Source organism: Arcanobacterium sp. (ex Cirak et al. 2026), from assembly GCF_053585065.1.
This window is the reverse complement of the sequence record NZ_JBQJCE010000001.1, coordinates 87,642-104,057: the sequence shown is the minus strand read 5'-3', so window position 1 is coordinate 104,057 and position 16,416 is coordinate 87,642. Positions and strand designations below refer to the sequence as shown.

The following is a 16,416-nucleotide window of genomic DNA, read 5'->3' as shown; positions in this document are numbered from 1 at the left end:
GGGGCGGGGCGCGCCGACGCGCCACGCCCCCACCACATTTTCGCCCAGAGAAATGAGCGAAAACATCAGCGAATAACGCTGTTAAACATCCGCCTCGGCCAGATCTGACAAAATCTGGTACAGGATCGCATCACTGAGTGCAGCGCGTTCATCACCAGAAATATCGCGCACAATTCGACCATGATGCATAACAAGCGTTCGATTCCCGTAAGATAATGCGTCCTTTAAATTATGCGTAATCATAATGGCCGTCAGTTTCTCACGTTCAACCACTTCAGCAGTGAACTCCAGAACCACGCGAGCCGTCTTCGGATCAAGCGCAGCGGTATGTTCATCAAGCAGCAGCAGACGTGGAGTCTTCAATGTCGCCATAATCAACGCCACCGACTGCCTCTGACCTCCTGACAGCACGCCGATTTCAGTATCCAGCCGCTCCTCAAGTCCCAACCCTAACGGTGCCAACGCCTGGGCAAATTCCTCCCTGCGCTGCGGATTCATCGAGATGCGCATACCGCGTTTCCCGCCGCGCTTCGCCGCAAGCATCATGTTCTCGGCCACGGTCATTCGCGGCGCCGTCCCACGCATCGGATCCTGGAACACGCGTGCCACACGACTAGCGCGTTCCTCTTCGCCCAGCCGAGTGACATCTTCGCCATCGATTGTCACCGTTCCAACGTCAGGCAAAATCGCCCCCGACACCATGTTGAGCAACGTTGATTTCCCCGCTCCGTTCCCCCCAACAATCGTGATGAAATCGCCGTCAGCAACGCTCAAATTCACCTGATCAAGAGCGAGAAAAGCGTCGGCTGTGCGCTGGTGAAAGGCCTTTGAAATGCCGTCAAGTTTCAAAACGCTCATCGCGCGTCCTCCGTTCTGTTGCTGGGGGTTTCTGTCACCGACGCTGATGCGCCACTTGTAACAGAGGCCCCCAGACCCTGCGGCGCGATACTCGCTCCCGGCATCGGCGGGAACGCCGACACGGTGACGAGGCGTGAACGCTTGTCTGCCAGATGCTTTTGCATGGCCGGAATCGACAAGCAGAGCGCCAAAATGACAGCCGAGAATAGCTTGAAATTATCGGTGTTGATCTTGAGCTGAAGAACGAGCGCCAGCAGCAAGCGATAAATCACTGATCCGACGAAAATCGCCACAAGACGCATCGGCAGTGATACGTTGCGCACCACAACCTCACCGATAATGATCGCTGCCAGGCCGATCACAATTGAGCCGATGCCCATCGAAATATCGGCATATCCAGAATCTGTTGCCACCAAATACCCTGACAGTGCGATCAGTCCATTGCCAAGCATGTAACCCAGGAGCATCATCTCGCCCGTGGGGATACCCAGGGACTTTGCCATGAACGGGTTGTCGCCGGTGGCGATGAGTGCCTGACCCATGTCGGTACGGAAGAAATAGCTCAGCGTTCCCACCGCAATGGCGATCATGATGACGCCCAGAATCAATGTATCGACGTTGCGGGGCAAACCGAATATTCCCATCTGCGTTTTTAGCGTGGTTGCACCCGAAAGTGACAGGTTCGCGCTTCCCATGAACGTGAGATTGATCGAGTACAAGCCAGTGAGAGTGATGATGCCGGCAAGAAGCGAGTTGATATTAAGCTTCGTGATAAGCAACGCAGTGACGGCGCCCGCAGCCGCGCCCATCAAAAACGCCACCATCATTGAAAGGAGAGGATTCATCCCGAGCACGAGGAGCTGTGCACCGACCGCCGCCCCGAGGGTAAACGACGCTTCGGTCGTCAGGTCTGCCTCGTTAAGAATACGGAACGTGATGTAGACGCCGATCCCCATGAGAGTCCAGATCGCGCCCTGAGAAAGCGCACTGAGTACAATATCCATCACTTGCCACCCTTCTTTGCAGCATCGCGGGAGGTTTTCACGATGTCAGAGGGAAAGACGATATCCAGTGTGCGGGCAGCGTCGGAATTCACGACGACATCCACGGTGTCGACAACCTTCACTGGTATGTCCGCTGGCTTTTTACCATCCAGGACATCGGCGAGGACGTGGCCTGTGTCGACGCCAATCTGATGCTGGTTCGTGCCCACTGTGGCCAAACCTCCGGCCTCAACCATGGCGTCAACCACCGGGAAAACAGGAGTTTTATGCGCATTTGTGGCGGCGATCAAGGTTGGCATCGCTGAGGCGATAGTGTTGTCATTGGGGACAAAAATGAAATCCACCTCGCCAGCGAGTTGTTCGGCGGTTTGGGCAAGCTCGTTCGAGTTTGTGATGGTTCGTTCGACGGGGGTCAGTCCGATCTCAGCACCGATTTTCTTGGCAGCCTTCACGCTTGGTGCCACGTTCGTGGATGATGAGGAGTACAGGATTCCGAATTTCTTTGCCGTGGGTAAGATTTTTTGCGCAAGTTCGAGCTGCTTTTTGACAGGTGTGGCATCCATTGTGCCTGTGACGTTGCCTGACGGTGTATCGAGCGATTTCACCAGACCGGCTCCGACAGGATCCGAAACGGCAGAGAAGACCACGGGTGTATCTCCCGCGGCATTCGCCAGTGACTGTGCCGACGGGGTCGCGATGCCAACCATCACCTCGCTGCCGTCGGCGACAAAACCGTCCGCGATTGTCTTGAGCAGGGTTTGGTCGCCCTGGCCGTTTTTGAAGTTGATGGCAATATTTTTGCCATCAACGTAGCCACGCTCGGACAACCCGTCATAAATTCCCTGACGAATAGCATCGAGTGAAGGGTGGCTGACCAGCTGGAGCAATCCAATTTTGATCGTGTGATCAGTTTTCTTCACTTCAGCTTTATTGGATGCATGGGGCTGGACGCATGTCTCAGCATTTGTGCTTGGGCTGGTGTGCTGGGTGCTGCGGATAAATGGGAGACAAATGAACAATGTCAGCAGGCAACCCATAAGGAAGGAGCCAATCGCCGTAAACCTTTTCATCGATGTGCCTTTCGGGAACGCAGGAACTGGGAGGTTACATTGTCGGTACCGGCACGGTTCGCCGGTTCGTTCCCGAACATCAGGCCATAAAAAATTGGCTCTCGATCGGAAACGATCGACGAGCCAGAAAATCGCAGGAGAACCGGCCCGCCGTCAGGCGAGCCACCACCACTGTCGATTCGTGTACGTCATGTGTTTAAGCGTAGACCGCTACTTTTCGATGTGTCAAAGTGTGCTCGCACTGTGGGCTGGCGATGGGCTGAAGTGCTCACCACGAACTGTCCACATGCCGGTGGCGAAAGTGGAAAGGCTAAACGGAAGCTCGAAAGTTCTCACCGGAGTTCAACGATCCAACCGCGATAGGGTAGGTGTATGAAGATTTTGGTTGTGTGTACAGGAAATATCTGCCGTTCGCCGATGGGGGAAGTAGTGCTTCGTGAACGGCTCAAAGAAGCAGGTATCGATGCCGAAGTGGGCAGTGCCGGAGTTTCAACCGAGGAGACAGGCAATCCAATTGATCCGCGAGCACGTCGTGTTCTCGCCGCTCATGGATACCCTGTTCCTGCGCGTAGTGCTCACCAGGCTACGGCGAGCGAACTCCAGGCAGATCTTATCCTTGCAATGACTGCTGGACATGCCAAATCGCTTCGACGGATGATGAAGAGAACAGGAAGTGATCTTTCCAGACTCCATTTGTGGAGAGAATTCGATGGTTCAACTTCGATCGCGCCGCAGGGCGTATTCGGACCGGCTGGTGCTCTTGCGCCCGATGGAATGTTGGTGCGCGCACCTGAGCGAGGAACGGGAGATGGACACCACTCTGGCGCAGGAGACAACAGCCGTTCGGAATTCTATTTCTCAGCCGGAGCACTTGATGTTCCTGATCCCTGGTATGGCGCAGAGGAAGGATTTGAAGAAACTCTCGCTATTGTTGAGGCAGGAGCTGACGGGATTGTGTCCTGGATAAAATCCCAGTTCTGACAGGGATAACCGACGCCGGTACGCACAAGGCGTACCGGCGTCGAGGAGATAAATTGGGAGAAGTTTACTTCATTGCGGAATTTCCAGCGTCTTGGGCAGCTTTGATTCCATCAGCGACAGGAACACTACCGAGGAAGGTATCGAGAAGCTTCGGCATAAAAGCTACTTGGCCGGTGTTAACCTTCGCTCCACGCGGAGCGGGTGCGGTTTCGCCGCTGGCAGCCTCGATGAACAATGCCACGTCAACCCCTTTCTTCGCCCAGAAATCAACGAATGCCTGCTGTGCTTGCACGCTTGCGGGGAATGCGATGCCCTGATTCGCCAACGGCATTTGGCCATCTGTTGAGCCGAGCCACTTGAGAACTTCGATGGTGGCTTCACGGTTCTTGCTCTTTTCATTGCCAACGGCAACGACGCCATGAACAACTGAAACTCGTCCTTTCGGCCCGGCAATCATTGGGGCGAGTCCCCACTTCATCGAGGCGGTATCCGCGATGGTCTTGAGATTATATGGTCCAGACTGGAACAGTGCCATGTTGCCTTTGACAAATTGATCGCGGGAGAAATCGCCGTTTGCATTTGTCTCCGATGCCGGTGGTGCAACGTGATACTTATTGATGAGATTGATGATGTACTCAAAAGCAGCGATACCCTGCGGTGACGCAAAGGCGAACTGATCGTTCTTGTCCTGGAAATCGGCACCGTTCTGAGCCAAAAAGTTGCGATAGATCGCTTGTAAATCGGCCTGAGCATTCATGCCATAAGTTTTAATGTTGTTGGCATCGAATCCGGCTTCATTTGCGTGTTTACCCGATTTATCAACGGTAAGTTTCTGCAATGCGGGTAGAAGAGTGTCTGCGCTACCGGCCTTTCCGGCGTCAGGAGCCCAGGTTAACTTCGACGGATCGACTCCGGCTGCCTCAAGCAAATCTTTGTTGTAGAACAGGGCGATGGAATCCCAAATCTGAGGCACTCCCCAGAGTTTTCCGTGGCGTGTGTAGAGATCAACGACTGACTTCTGCCATTCATCATGGTCGGTTCCGATCACCGAGGAGATATCCATCAGGTTGCCAGCATCGGCATACTGGGCAAAGTTCGACGAATTCATCCAGTAAATATCTGCCATTTGATCTGCGGAAACGTCAAGGGGAAGCTGGGTCCAGTACTTGTCCCATGGCACGTTTTCAACAGTGACGTTAATGTTCGGATGGGTCTTATGGAACTGTTTGAATGATTCTTCGTAAGCCGGTTTCGCGGTTTCGTCCCAGAGACGGAAAGTGACGGTGTGAGGTTTTCCAGAGCCAGCAGCGTTTCCCGAGGTGGCGGGGGCTCCGGGCGAACATGCAGTCAAAGCTGTTGCCGCAGCAGCGGCAACGATGAGAGTTTTGAACGAGAACGAGCGACGCATTTTTCTCCTGTGTATAGCAGATTTCATTAAAAATTCTATCAGGTGCGGTAGTGGACGAAAATAAGCAATTTTTCGATGGTGAATAACTCACTTGGCGAGAATGCTGCAGGGAGAGGAAATGTGGATCGGTGTAAGGTCGGTGTAAGGTCAGTGTAAGGTACGCAGAACTGTGAGGAGCCTCGGTGCTGTCCTTTCCCAATCACGCCATACTTGGGCGAAACTTAAACGAGTGACAGTGAAGCCCGCTTCTTGTAAACGCAGGTCGCGCTCGCGATCGCGTTCGTAATAGTGATGGCCGGCATGGTATTCGAATCCGTCTACTTCGATCACATGACGGTTGCGGAGAAAATCGACCCTCATTCCTGGAAATAGCCGGACTTGTTGGCGAAACTGGAAGCGATGACTACGCAGGAAATGCGCAATTTTAGTCTCGCTACCTGATTCGGAAAGATGAGATGCTCCCAGAAGAGCTTTCGATTTGACGCTGGGCAAACGCGCGCAGAGGTGATCGACCCACGCGTATGAAATTGCTCCTTGGTTTAGTGCGGATTCCACTGCGATTATTCCCGTGAGAGGGTCATGAAGATGAATTGCCTGCTCAAGCGCAGGTTCGAGAGGCATGAGGAGCTTATCGCGCTCCCAACCGGTGTGAAGATCCCATGAAGCTCCGCGGTGAGCAACGATAGGTGAGTTGATTCGTTGTCTGGCTGCGGTGATCTTCATGTAACGCTGAGATTTTGTTAGTGCGAGATGGATGCTTTCCGTTTGGCGGGGTGGGATCCAAATGTTGTGTTGACTCAAGGCGCTGCAACAAGCAACTTGTGTGTTTGTTAGCAGAGCGGCGAAGTATACGTCGGGTATAGGGAGAGCGGAGTTCGTGTACCAACCGCGTGCCACTTTGTGAAGGTGACCCTGCGTGATCGCACGCCGGATATCCGCTTGTGTTTGGTATCCGAGCTCAATGAGCTCATATTTTCGGAGAACAGCAGGAATCATAATGAAATGTTATGAAAAAGACTGGAATCTACAGAAAAGTTATCCACTGAACATGATGCGGCACTGCGTATCAGGTAGTGCTGCGTGGTGGCTTCGCACGCTGTGCGGCTTTGTGCTTCGCACGCGGTGCAGCTTCCCATGCTGTGCGGCTTCCCACGTTTTGTGCTTCCCATGCTGTGGCTTTGTGCTTCCCATGCTGTGCGGCTTCGCGTTTCGCGTGGCGGCTGCCCATGCCGAGTTTCGCCGTATATTGGGTACCTCACGCACTAAAAAGCACTTCATACTCAAAGCGTTGGTATTTTCGCACCCCTTAAACTGATCTTTGGTCGTATATAAGGCCAAAGCGCGATATGAGGGGTGCGAAAATACGAGGCGGTCAAGTATTGCGCTCGCGGGATATTCCCGAGAGTCTCCGTGGATGTTCCACAAGATGTTCTGGGGAGCTCACTGGATGCTCCGCGGATATTCTGTGAGGTGGTGATTAACGCAGACCAGAAATACCAATCGATCGCACAATTTGCTTATTAAACACTAAAAACAGCACGATCAGCGGCAGGATAGAAAGCGTGGTTGCGGACATCACTAGCGTCCAATTTGAGCTGTACTGCTGGCGTAATCCTATCGTGGCAACGGTCATCACGTTCCATTCCCGAGCAGGAGCGATCACCGATGGCCACATAAAGTTATTCCATTGGCTTACCACAGTGATCAGGAAAAGCGTTGATACGATGGGTTTATTCATAGGCAAGATGATTGACCATAATTGGCGAAGTGGGCCAGCACCATCCAACACTGCTGCATCAAGTATCTCGCTGGGTACTCGCCTGAAATTTTCACGTAAAAGGAAGATCGCATAGGGTGATCCAAGCACAAGAGGTGCCACAAGCCCCGCGAACGTATTCCTCCAGCCCAGCGCACTCATTGATGAGAACAATGGGATCATCGTGACCACTGCCGGGATCATCATCGTACTGATGTAAAGCCAGAACAACATCTCGCGCCCAGGGAAGCGCAACCATGCAAACGCATAGGCAGCGAGCACGGAGGAAACCATTTGGCCAATTGTTACCACCATCACCACCTGCATAGTGACCGCGAGAGGGACAATAAAATGGTGATCGGTGAAGAGTTGTACGTAGTTCGATACGTTCAGCGACTCTGGAAGACCCGCTGGTCCACCCAACGTAAGCTCGCGTTCAGTTTTCAGTGATGTCAGCACTGAAAATACCAGTGGGGCAAGAGTCACAGTAGCACCACCGATAAGAAGAAGATATGTGGCAACTACCGCAGGCCAGCGTGAGCCGGGCGTGTTGGCAGGAGTCGAATCGCGTCCTGCACTCCAGCGTGAGCCGTGCGCTTTGATGTTGCGCGAGCCGCGGGTTGCGACCAAGTGTAAGCCCCCCACTGCGCGGCCTTCACCTGTGAAAGTGCGGCCTTCACCTGTGAAAGTGCGGTCTTCACCTGTGAAAGTGCGGCTTTCACCCGTGAAAGTGCGGTCTTCACCCGTGAAAGTGCGGTCTTCACCCGTGAAATCTCTCTGAGAATCCTTCATCTCACGCCTCCAGCTCATAAGTGAGTCGGGATCGGAAATACCGCTGCTGTGCCGCCGTAACCAGCACAATTATTAGAGTCAGCACCACCGCCATCGCGCTCGCGCGCCCAATATTGAGTCCAACGAATGCTTCGGAGTAAATGCGTGCGGTGATCACATCGGTGGTACCGCCGGGATATCCAGGGTTTCCACCAGTGAGGCCAAACACCAGATCGAACACCTGCAAACTCGCAATTAGCGATGTGACCGATACAAAGAACATCGTTGGCCGGATCAAAGGAAGTGTGATGGAGAAGAAAGTCCGGATCGAACCCGCCCCGTCTAACGCCGCAGCCTCAATAATCGAACGTGGCACCGATCGCAGCGCGGCAAGGAAGAACAGCGAAATATATCCAACGTTTTGCCACACGTACACGAATGCAATCACCGGCAACGCAGTCCACTCGTTTGCTAACCACGGCGTGCTCCATCCCATCATCTGGTTGAGCAATCCCGACGGAGCTAAAATCCACTGCCACACCACACCGAGTGCGAGCGGCGCAGCGATCCACGGCAGAACAAAGAAGAGTTGAAACACTCGCGTTCCAGGTAAACCGCGCTTGAGAAGTAACGCGATCCCCAAGCCGATCACAATTGCTAATGGAATGGCGATTGTCGAAAAAAGTATGGTGATGAAAAAGGACCGCACAAAGCCTTGATCGGCAAGGTGAAGATAGTTGTCCAGCCCCACCCACAGTGGTGTCGAGAGGAGATTCCAATTGGTCAGCGAAAGCGCCGCAACTGCCACGAGCGGCGCAAGCATAAACGCAACTACCCCGACGAAGCTCGGCGCGAGCATCGCGGCAGCAGTTAGGCGTTCACGCACTTGGCGATCAGCCATGTTGTTTTCCCTTCACGCTGGCTAGTCTCGCACGACGGCGGAATAATCGTGACTTTTCCGTGGACGTTCGGCGTTGGCGAGCGGCGGTCAGCGGCAATGATTTCGGGGCGATGCGTTCACCTGTTTGAGTATTTTCCCAAAAGAAAAGACTGTGGTGATTGAAGCTGCGCGAGCATTTTCGACACGATAGTTGTTGCGTTGGCCTGCGATAGCGCTGAGTATTATGCCCGGCAGGGCACACCCCTTGCCAAGGTGCTTGTGGCTCAGGGGAGTTAACTGGTAACCGAGTCCGACCGTCTCCGCCAATTGTGAGACATGTCCGCTGCCATATTTTATCGTGGGCGTGTCCCGGCCCGACGAGGGCATGAGCAATTTCGTGAAGAATCACGGCTCGCACTTCTTGCGGCGTATAAAGCTCCACGAGTGCCTGAGATATTGTGATTTTCTTCGCCGCATAATGCGTGGCACCAGCACGGCGTTTTGCCCGGTCAAAAGCAAATCCCCAGCCGGTCAAGCCATGTGTAGCCATGAGGGAGTGGGCGAGTTCTTGAGCATGTGCGGTTTCCACCCCGCTATCGTACGCCGGATGTCTGCCCGACAGTGCCGAACACAAAACGCTGGGAGCAAAATATCATCTCGGGCGCGCCGCCAATCCGTTCGGTTCTTTCGTTCCGACGTGCGATACCGTTGTTCCATGGAGCAAGCACAGGAAACAGATCCGGCTCACCTTGTTGATGTGGTGGTGATCGGTGCAGGACAGGCGGGTATTGCCGCTGCACGGGAGCTGCAACGACGTGGATTTGTCGGTTATTCTCGCGCCGCAACAAAGCCTGGGGAGAGTACCTCCGTGTCGCCAAATTTCGTGGTTCTTGATGCTAATCCAACGCCGGGAGGTGCATGGAGCCATCGATGGAATTCGCTCACGATGGCCACGGTTAACCATATTGCGGATCTGCCCGGCCTCCATGCTCCTGACTATTCCCCGACCACCCGCGCGAATATTTACGTACCAGCTTACTTTGCTCAGTTCGAAGATAAGTACGATCTGCCGATTTTTCGTCCGGTGCGGGTGCTCCGGGTAGAAGATGAAAGCGGAGAAATCACGCCGCGACCAGGTTCGCGCGCCGCGCAAATGGTGTTGAGTTCTGATGTGGATCTCGCGACACAGATCCGTAGCCGATTGCGGGTAGTGACGACTTCGGGCACGTGGCTCGCCCGGTACATCATCAATGCTACCGGCACATGGACCCGTCCCTTCATTCCGTATTATCCAGGCACCGAACTTTTCGCTGGCAAGCAATATCACACTGCAAATTACCGAGATAAGGAAGATTTTTGGCGCCTGCGCGTGCTCGTTGTCGGCGGAGGAATTTCGGCGCTTGAACATATTGCTGAAGTCTCAACTGTCGCGAAGAAAGTCCAGTGGGTCACGCGCAATGAGCCACGCTTTGTCCAGGACGATACGCGGGTTGGCCGGAGCTTGACAGCGGACGAAGGGCACGCTGTTGAAGAGCGTGCCTATGCGCGTGTGGCTGCCGGTTATCTGCCAGAGTCTATCGTGGCGGCAACGGGGATTCCGCGGGTTGCGTGGGTTCGTGACATGGAAAAGCGTGGGCTACTCAAACGCAAGCCGATGTTCACGCGCTTGGACGTCGACGGTGCATGGTGGGATCCGGTTCACAAGGATCGCAATGCTGTGCAGGAAAAATCAGGAGGGAAATTCGAGCGGTTCGATGCCATCATTTGGGCGACCGGGTTCCGTTCCGAACTGCGACATCTTGCTCCGTTGAAGTTGCGTACGATCCATGGAGGTGTGGCGATGGATGACACGCATGTGTCTGGCGATCCACGTATTCACTTAGTTGGTCATGGGCCGAGCCAATCGACGATCGGTGCTCGGCATTGGAGCCGAGTGGCGGTGAAAGCCATTATGGACGATATCCACTCGCGCTGACACTCGCTGAGCCTTGCGAGAGGGCAGCGTGCTTAATCCGGACGCGATAAACCACACGATCCGATCTGGGGAGTAAACGATCTGGGGAGTAAACGATCCGGCACGCTAGCGCCAAATTTGGCACACTTAGGTTGTTTGATCAGAAACGGATCTGTTGCTGGTCGCCCTAATCGACAGAGGAAAAACGAGATCCGGCGTCGGAAGAAAACTGGCTCGGAGAAGGAGGAGCGATGGCATCGCATACTGCGCTGGTGCGGAAGATGTCGGAAGGTGGGATTGATGCGAACCGTCCGGTGGAGGTCGCTCGCCGTGTGGTGACGATGTTGCTGGTGGGTGCTGTGGCAGGTACGCTCTTCGGTTTTATTTTATTCTCCGCTGAGCTGACGCTGATGACGATGTTCCTTGCGATGTGCCCGGTGCTGATTTTGCTCCTCGTCATGGGCGGGGTTTGGCTACTGTGGAAGGATAACCGCGTGCGCGATAATATCCCCGTCGTTGCCCGGACACTTGCCACGTCGGAGTCGAAGGAGCTGCGCTATGTCACTAGTGGTGGCAATCGTGGGCTTCTTGTGCCGGTAGTGGCCGTGCCTGCCGACGGTGGAGAGCCATTTCGTTCAATTATTTTGTTGCGTCAGATGGGTAAAGGGCGAGTTGAAGAACCCAAGGTGGGGACGTTGTTGGCGCTCAAGCAAGATTTCGTTGGGCAAGGAGAGCTGTCGGATATCGAGGAAGTAACAGCGTCACAGACAGCGTTAATCGAGAAATTGCGCCGACATCCACGTCAGCTGTCGAATAACGCACCGGTTGCTCCGATGCGTCGAACGATTTTAGATCGTGCTACTCGTGGCGCGAACCTACAGTTCTGGGGGAGCTTTGGGATTGGTTTAGCGGTGTGTCTGTTCATTACCGCATCGACTGCTCGCAGCGCTCTGTAGGGATGTTCAGCGACAGCGGAGTTCGATGACAAGTGTAAGTGTGGGGACTGGGCAAGAGCCAGTCCCCACACTTACACTGTGCTGAATATTTTACTTGTTCGCCTTTTTGCAGGTGTACTGCGAGGCGAGGATTAAGGCGCCACCGATCATTGCGACGTTCTTCCAGAAGTGGATGCGCTGGTTCGGGCGCTGTGATTCGTCGTCGATATTCCAGTAGTCATGTCCAGCTAGGGTCGTCGGTGCAGTTGCAGCGACGAGTCCGAGTGCTGCGGCATGAGGTAAAACACCTGATGCGACGCCGAGACCGCCAGCGACCATTGCTGCGCCATTGAAGCGAACGAGTTCGTCGGCATGATCTTGCGCAAATTTGATTGGCGCTTTTTTGACTGCATTCACGCGGGCACCAGGTTCACGCGCGGCTTCTGAACCGAGGATGATAAAGGGTGCGGCGAGCGCAACGCGGCCTGCGAAATTCACGAGAGTCGAGAGTTTCATGATTTTCCTATCTGTTGAGCTGAGCCGACTACAGAGCCGGGCAGCCGTTGAATAATCTCCCACACTCATTGTAGTTCAGATTTCAATAAATATGGGTATCGGTTGCTCGTTTTTTGCTCGTAGCCGTATTGAGCCGGGCGGTTAAGCTAGTGTGGCAGCTAATCCGACTCGGATACGAGCTAGCTTTGCCATGCAGAGTAACTACGCCGCTTCCATCATCAACACTTTGGCATGAATCTGAAGCACGATTTGCGCGAGCTCCTCGAAATCCACTCCACGCGAGCGACGGGTAAGTTCGTGGCTGAAGGTCTCGAAACGTGCCAGCGAAGCGCCGGCGTGTTCCACTGCAGCCTCGACCACGTCGGCCAAATCTCGTCCTTCAGCGCCCATGCCAGCGCGTCGTGCCGAGAGTTGCCACAGCTGGAGGAGCTGTCGCGGCACGGACACAGCTACGCGAACTTCGTCAAGATAGGCGGCCACCGAGTCAGCGAGTTCGTGGTATTTTGCCGAATCGCGGCGGAGTACCTCAACGTCTTCTGTGAGGACTTGTGAGAGCATTTCGAGCGACTCAAGGCGCTCACGCACGGCCTTTTGTTCTTCGGTCTCCGGCACATCGCCCTCTGCCTCGGCAAAGGTACGAGTTGCAAATCCGGCAGCTTCGCCCGGAATGCCGATCTTTGCGTCGTAACCCGTGTCGATCAGCTCGGAGAGAAAGAAACCGGCAGTGTTTGAATGCATACGCGACATTGCAATATGGAAACGTGCTCCAGCAATCTGCTCATCAAGCTGGGAGAACTGCTCAATCAAACCTTCCAAGTAACGCCCGGTCACATCTTGCATCTGATTCCATACGAGGAGCGTGTCCATAGCGGCCTCGGCCGGAGCTTTCGCTTCGCTGTCGGTGGGGATGCTTGCCGCAGAGCGGAAGCGATCGGCCACGGACTTCACCTGCGCAAGGTCGGCGCGGACATCGCCCACAACTTCACCCAACCGCGTCGACATGCGAGCCAGCTCGTCTTGTTGTGTCATTGAGGCGTCGAGCACCGCATACTCGGCGCTGACCTGGCTGAGCATTTCGTGGAGCTGAGAGGTGCCCTCGCGCAGGGGGAAAGTGACGGTGGCAGTTTCGCGAGCGGCGACTTCGGCAGGCAGAAGTTCGTTTTGAAGCTCGGTGTAGGAGGCGTAGCCGAGGTCGCGCACAAGGTTTTCGACAAGCTCAACGCCGCGCTCTGCGGCTTCGCGGCGGTTAGTGCCGGTGGCGATCCATTCGCGCTCGGCGGCACGGACCTTTGAGTACAACTCGATCACGGCCGCGTAGAGATCATCTCGTTCGGGCTTGGACCGCACCGAGAGGTAGCCCGAGCCATCGGGGAGCGGGGTAATGGTAGCGAATACGTCGTATTCGGAGCCGTCGGCCGCGAGGTTGAGAACGTATCCGGCGAACGGGCGACCGGCTTCGATCGCGTCCCACATCATGCGGAAGATTGCGCCGGGCATGTCCGGGTGGCGGATAATGTTGTGTGGCGCGCCTTCGAGTGCTTCGGCGGGGTAGCGCGAGAGCCTGCGGAAGACGTCGTTCGCTAGCTGGATCACGCCCTTCGTGTTTGTTGCTGAGAAGAACAGCTCCTCGGGCGCGAAGTCTTGGATTTCACCTGTTGGTTCGACTGCCACGTGCGCTCCTTTGATTGTCAGCCGGTTCGACGACGGCGGTGCGCGTTTTCGTTTGCCACTGCCGGTGGTGCCCGCTGAGTGTTTCCTGCTCATCTGTGGGCAGGTTTTTACTCTGGAATTCTACCAATTCTGTGCCGGTGCTATCCCGAATAGGTATCGAAAAAAGGTGATGTGCTAGTGTTCACGCGCCGGCGGTGGCCGGCGGTGGCGGTGCCGTCGATCAGGAACAAGGAAAGAATCTTCGGGGTAGGTGTGAAGAATAGTTTAGTGGAGTTACCGATTCCGGGTACAAAGTTACCCCCTTATAAGAAAGTAGTTGCCGCCCGTTCCAAGCATGTTTTTGTGCTCAAAAAGCGAAATTTACATGCAAAGGATTCACTGCTCGATATTTTGCACCGCCGTCGGGCTGCTTCTTGGGAACATCGAGACGCCGTGATCCCAGGACGGCAACCACGCGATGCTTACTCTTGCACAGCGTCTGGTGCGGGGATGCCGTATAGATCGGCGGCGTTGAGCGCGAGGATGCGCTCGCGATCGGCGTCGTCGAGCTTGGACGTGCGAATGTAATCGAATGCGCGCACGTACTTCTCATCCTGGAAGTACGGGTGATCCGAGCCGCCGAGGATCTGAGTGGCGCCGTAGTATTCGGCGGCGATTCGCAGCGAAGGCTCGTGGAAGTTCGCAGCATCGAACCACATTGTGCGAACTGTTTGCGCTGGTGAACGCGGGAACGAACCCCAGTCGGAGAAGTTATCCTCGATGCGCTGGGCAAGGAAGGGGAGGTCGCCGCCCAGGTGCGCCACGTGGAAACGGATATTCGGGTACAGGTGCGGGTAGTCGCGCTTGAGGAGTTGAAGCACCGCGATCGCGTCTTCCATCGGTGCGCCGTTGACCCACTCAAGGTGGAAATCGTTGATCATCGGCGAATGTGCGCCGGACCCGGTGGGGTGAATATTGACGATCATCTTGCGCTCATTGAGTGCCTCCCACACGGGCGCGAGCGAAGGATCGGTGATTGACATTCCCCCAGGGAGAACTGCAGTAATCGAAACGCCAACGAATTCTTCGCGAGCAGCGATCCACTCAAGCTCAGTCAAAGATTCTTCGACGAACGGCAATGGCAGTGCGCCGTAGGCGAGGAAGCGGCCAGGGTAATCGTGAACGAGGCGGACGTACTCCTCGTTGATCCAACGTGCCGCTTTGGCTGAAAGGCCAGCGTCAGTGCCCGATGGAATTTGAGGGGAAACGGCGATTACTTGGGTCTGGACGCCTGCCTTATCCATCCATGAAAGGCGACGAGTGATGTCCTCGTCGGTCGAATCGGCGTTAAGGTTGCGGGCGATCTTGGTGGTTGCCGGATCGACGCCAGCCTCTTCCAACATATCCAGGTAATGAGCTGGATAAACGTGGGCGTGCGTATCAATTGCTGTGTGCATGTGACCTCCCGAACGAGCATTAATAGTTTCTTTTTCAATTATATACCTCGTTGGGAAATGAGCAATAAGCTGTCTGACGGGTAAAAAGTTTTTCTTGCTTTGCTCTGGCGTCTTTCCATCTGATTCGACAGGAAACTCTGAGCCGCTTTACGGTTCTTTCCTCACATTAACTGTCTGCGGAATTAGACTTATCCCATGGCTAGGCAACATAAGCGCGAGGATATTCAACTGCTTCTTCAGGTAGCTCGAATGTATTACGACCTCGAGCTCACGCAGGTGGAAATCGCCCAAAAAATCGGATATTCGCGCCCAAGTGTCTCGCGGTTGCTTGATCGTGCCCGGAAAATCGGCGTCGTGCGTGTCCAGATTTCCCACCCTTTCGAGTTGCTGTTCAATCTCGAAAGCGAACTGAAAAAGTTTTTGCCGCTCAAAGTGATTCGTGTGACGGATCCGAGCTCGGGCGACTCACTCGACGCGATCGGTCGGGCTGCAGCAGACCTCCTCGTCAGCGTCGTCGACGACGGCGAAGTCATTGCGATGGGAAACGGACGTTCTCTCGCTGCCGTGGCGCGTCACGTGCCTTTCGTTCCTAAGCCACGATGCACCGTCGTCCAGCTTCTCGGGTCACCGCCCGGCGGGAGACCAGAATTTGGGCGCGATTCGTCGACCATTTGTAACATGGTTGCTGGTCAACTAGGGGCAACGAGCGTCCGTATGCCTGTTCCACTTTTCGTTGACAATCCGGCGCTTCTCCAACCCCTGTTACGTGAAGAGCGTGTGGCGAGTACCCTTGCACTAGCGTCACGTGCGCATGTCGCCGTCGTCGGAGTCGCCGACGTCGAAACGGAAGCATCCGATTCGAACGTGCTCAGCCAACAACTCTCCCGCGAGTCACTTCAGGCTTTGCGTAATCGTGGGGGAGTGGGGCACGTTCTTGACCAAATATATGACGAAAAGGGTGAAGTCATCCGCACATCGCTCACCGAACGCACGATCGCGTTGCCGTTAGCGCAACTGCGTGAAGTTCCTCTTGTTATTGGTGTTGCATCCTCGAAAAGGAAAGCGCAAGCGATTATTTCTGGGATTCGCGGCGGAATTCTCACTGGTCTAGTGACTGACACGGATACCGCGCGCGAAATCCTCCGACTTGTTTCCTGACAAGGTGGAACGCGTGGA

Annotated in this window: 15 protein-coding genes; 4 read left to right on the top strand and 11 right to left on the bottom strand. The window is 54.9% G+C overall.

Annotated elements, in window-relative coordinates:
• Positions 1-81: 81 nt before the first annotated feature.
• Genes ACTOVJ_RS00450 through trpX form a run of 3 tightly spaced genes read right to left on the bottom strand, consistent with a single transcriptional unit; the run spans position 82 to position 2,932 of the window.
• Positions 82-858, bottom strand: coding sequence for an ABC transporter ATP-binding protein (locus tag ACTOVJ_RS00450; RefSeq protein ID WP_449503849.1), 777 nt, complete (start codon positions 856-858; stop codon positions 82-84).
• Positions 855-1,862 carry an ABC transporter permease gene (locus tag ACTOVJ_RS00445; protein ID WP_449503850.1) on the bottom strand — a complete coding sequence of 336 codons (1,008 nt, stop codon included), beginning with the start codon at positions 1,860-1,862 and terminating at the stop codon, positions 855-857. The genes ACTOVJ_RS00450 and ACTOVJ_RS00445 overlap by 4 nt, the downstream gene beginning before the upstream one ends.
• On the bottom strand, positions 1,862-2,932 hold the full coding sequence (gene trpX / locus ACTOVJ_RS00440) for a tryptophan ABC transporter substrate-binding protein (protein WP_449501586.1): 1,071 nt from the start codon (positions 2,930-2,932) through the stop codon (positions 1,862-1,864). Before trpX ends, ACTOVJ_RS00445 begins: the two co-directional genes overlap by 1 nt.
• A gap of 372 nt (positions 2,933-3,304) precedes the next feature.
• Here trpX and ACTOVJ_RS00435 point away from each other — a divergent pair, with 372 nt between their 5' ends.
• Positions 3,305-3,913: a low molecular weight protein-tyrosine-phosphatase gene (locus ACTOVJ_RS00435; RefSeq protein WP_449504591.1), complete on the top strand. Its 609-nt coding sequence runs from the start codon at positions 3,305-3,307 to the stop codon at positions 3,911-3,913.
• Between the two features lie 64 nt (positions 3,914-3,977).
• Here the strand turns inward: ACTOVJ_RS00435 and ACTOVJ_RS00430 are convergent, their stop codons facing one another.
• The 5 genes from ACTOVJ_RS00430 to ACTOVJ_RS00410 all read right to left on the bottom strand — a co-directional run bounded on the left by ACTOVJ_RS00430 (position 3,978) and on the right by ACTOVJ_RS00410 (position 9,317).
• Positions 3,978-5,321 carry an ABC transporter substrate-binding protein gene (locus ACTOVJ_RS00430; protein ID WP_449503852.1) on the bottom strand — a complete coding sequence of 448 codons (1,344 nt, stop codon included), beginning with the start codon at positions 5,319-5,321 and terminating at the stop codon, positions 3,978-3,980.
• 147 nt (positions 5,322-5,468) lie between these two features.
• A complete protein-coding gene (locus tag ACTOVJ_RS00425; RefSeq protein ID WP_449501589.1) occupies positions 5,469-6,044 on the bottom strand; it encodes an endonuclease domain-containing protein in 576 nt (191 codons plus the stop codon).
• Between the two features lie 754 nt (positions 6,045-6,798).
• Positions 6,799-7,869, bottom strand: coding sequence for a carbohydrate ABC transporter permease (locus ACTOVJ_RS00420; protein WP_449504590.1), 1,071 nt, complete (start codon positions 7,867-7,869; stop codon positions 6,799-6,801).
• A gap of 1 nt (position 7,870) precedes the next feature.
• On the bottom strand, positions 7,871-8,749 hold the full coding sequence (locus ACTOVJ_RS00415; protein WP_449503854.1) for a carbohydrate ABC transporter permease: 879 nt from the start codon (positions 8,747-8,749) through the stop codon (positions 7,871-7,873).
• Positions 8,742-9,317, bottom strand: a complete 576-nt coding sequence (locus tag ACTOVJ_RS00410; RefSeq protein ID WP_449503855.1) for a SprT-like domain-containing protein — start codon at positions 9,315-9,317, stop codon at positions 8,742-8,744. The genes ACTOVJ_RS00415 and ACTOVJ_RS00410 overlap by 8 nt, the downstream gene beginning before the upstream one ends.
• 126 nt (positions 9,318-9,443) lie before the next feature.
• Between ACTOVJ_RS00410 and ACTOVJ_RS00405 the strand changes: the two genes are divergently transcribed.
• Together ACTOVJ_RS00405 and ACTOVJ_RS00400 are read left to right on the top strand one after the other, a co-directional pair.
• Entirely contained in the window at positions 9,444-10,703 is a 1,260-nt protein-coding gene (locus tag ACTOVJ_RS00405; protein ID WP_449503856.1) for an NAD(P)-binding domain-containing protein, read from the top strand.
• Between the two features lie 230 nt (positions 10,704-10,933).
• Entirely contained in the window at positions 10,934-11,638 is a 705-nt protein-coding gene (locus tag ACTOVJ_RS00400) for a hypothetical protein (RefSeq protein ID WP_449503857.1), read from the top strand.
• A 90-nt stretch (positions 11,639-11,728) separates the two neighbouring features.
• Here the strand turns inward: ACTOVJ_RS00400 and ACTOVJ_RS00395 are convergent, their stop codons facing one another.
• From ACTOVJ_RS00395 to ACTOVJ_RS00385, 3 genes are all read right to left on the bottom strand, one after another.
• Complete coding sequence (locus ACTOVJ_RS00395) at positions 11,729-12,133, bottom strand: DoxX family protein (RefSeq protein WP_449501595.1); 405 nt, start codon at positions 12,131-12,133, stop codon at positions 11,729-11,731.
• Positions 12,134-12,334: 201 nt separating this feature from the next.
• On the bottom strand, positions 12,335-13,804 hold the full coding sequence (locus ACTOVJ_RS00390) for a PAS domain-containing protein (protein WP_449503858.1): 1,470 nt from the start codon (positions 13,802-13,804) through the stop codon (positions 12,335-12,337).
• A 461-nt stretch (positions 13,805-14,265) separates the two neighbouring features.
• Complete coding sequence (locus ACTOVJ_RS00385; RefSeq protein WP_449503859.1) at positions 14,266-15,240, bottom strand: amidohydrolase family protein; 975 nt, start codon at positions 15,238-15,240, stop codon at positions 14,266-14,268.
• 195 nt (positions 15,241-15,435) lie between these two features.
• Here ACTOVJ_RS00385 and ACTOVJ_RS00380 point away from each other — a divergent pair, with 195 nt between their 5' ends.
• Positions 15,436-16,398 (top strand): sugar-binding transcriptional regulator, encoded by a 963-nt coding sequence (locus ACTOVJ_RS00380; protein ID WP_449504589.1) that lies wholly within the window; start codon positions 15,436-15,438, stop codon positions 16,396-16,398.
• The last annotated feature ends 18 nt before the right edge of the window (positions 16,399-16,416 follow it).

What these genes read in the sequence shown, in the direction of transcription:
- ACTOVJ_RS00450 (WP_449503849.1), bottom strand. Translation starts at nt 858, where the DNA reads ATGAGCGTTTTGAAACTTGACGGCATTTCAAAGGCCTTTCACCAGCGC.
- ACTOVJ_RS00445 (WP_449503850.1), bottom strand. Translation starts at nt 1,862, where the DNA reads ATGGATATTGTACTCAGTGCGCTTTCTCAGGGCGCGATCTGGACTCTC.
- trpX (WP_449501586.1), bottom strand. Translation starts at nt 2,932, where the DNA reads ATGAAAAGGTTTACGGCGATTGGCTCCTTCCTTATGGGTTGCCTGCTG.
- ACTOVJ_RS00435 (WP_449504591.1), top strand. Translation starts at nt 3,305, where the DNA reads ATGAAGATTTTGGTTGTGTGTACAGGAAATATCTGCCGTTCGCCGATG.
- ACTOVJ_RS00430 (WP_449503852.1), bottom strand. Translation starts at nt 5,321, where the DNA reads ATGCGTCGCTCGTTCTCGTTCAAAACTCTCATCGTTGCCGCTGCTGCG.
- ACTOVJ_RS00425 (WP_449501589.1), bottom strand. Translation starts at nt 6,044, where the DNA reads ATGAAGATCACCGCAGCCAGACAACGAATCAACTCACCTATCGTTGCT.
- ACTOVJ_RS00420 (WP_449504590.1), bottom strand. Translation starts at nt 7,869, where the DNA reads ATGAAGGATTCTCAGAGAGATTTCACGGGTGAAGACCGCACTTTCACG.
- ACTOVJ_RS00415 (WP_449503854.1), bottom strand. Translation starts at nt 8,749, where the DNA reads ATGGCTGATCGCCAAGTGCGTGAACGCCTAACTGCTGCCGCGATGCTC.
- ACTOVJ_RS00405 (WP_449503856.1), top strand. Translation starts at nt 9,444, where the DNA reads ATGGAGCAAGCACAGGAAACAGATCCGGCTCACCTTGTTGATGTGGTG.
- ACTOVJ_RS00400 (WP_449503857.1), top strand. Translation starts at nt 10,934, where the DNA reads ATGGCATCGCATACTGCGCTGGTGCGGAAGATGTCGGAAGGTGGGATT.
- ACTOVJ_RS00395 (WP_449501595.1), bottom strand. Translation starts at nt 12,133, where the DNA reads ATGAAACTCTCGACTCTCGTGAATTTCGCAGGCCGCGTTGCGCTCGCC.
- ACTOVJ_RS00385 (WP_449503859.1), bottom strand. Translation starts at nt 15,240, where the DNA reads ATGCACACAGCAATTGATACGCACGCCCACGTTTATCCAGCTCATTAC.
- ACTOVJ_RS00380 (WP_449504589.1), top strand. Translation starts at nt 15,436, where the DNA reads ATGGCTAGGCAACATAAGCGCGAGGATATTCAACTGCTTCTTCAGGTA.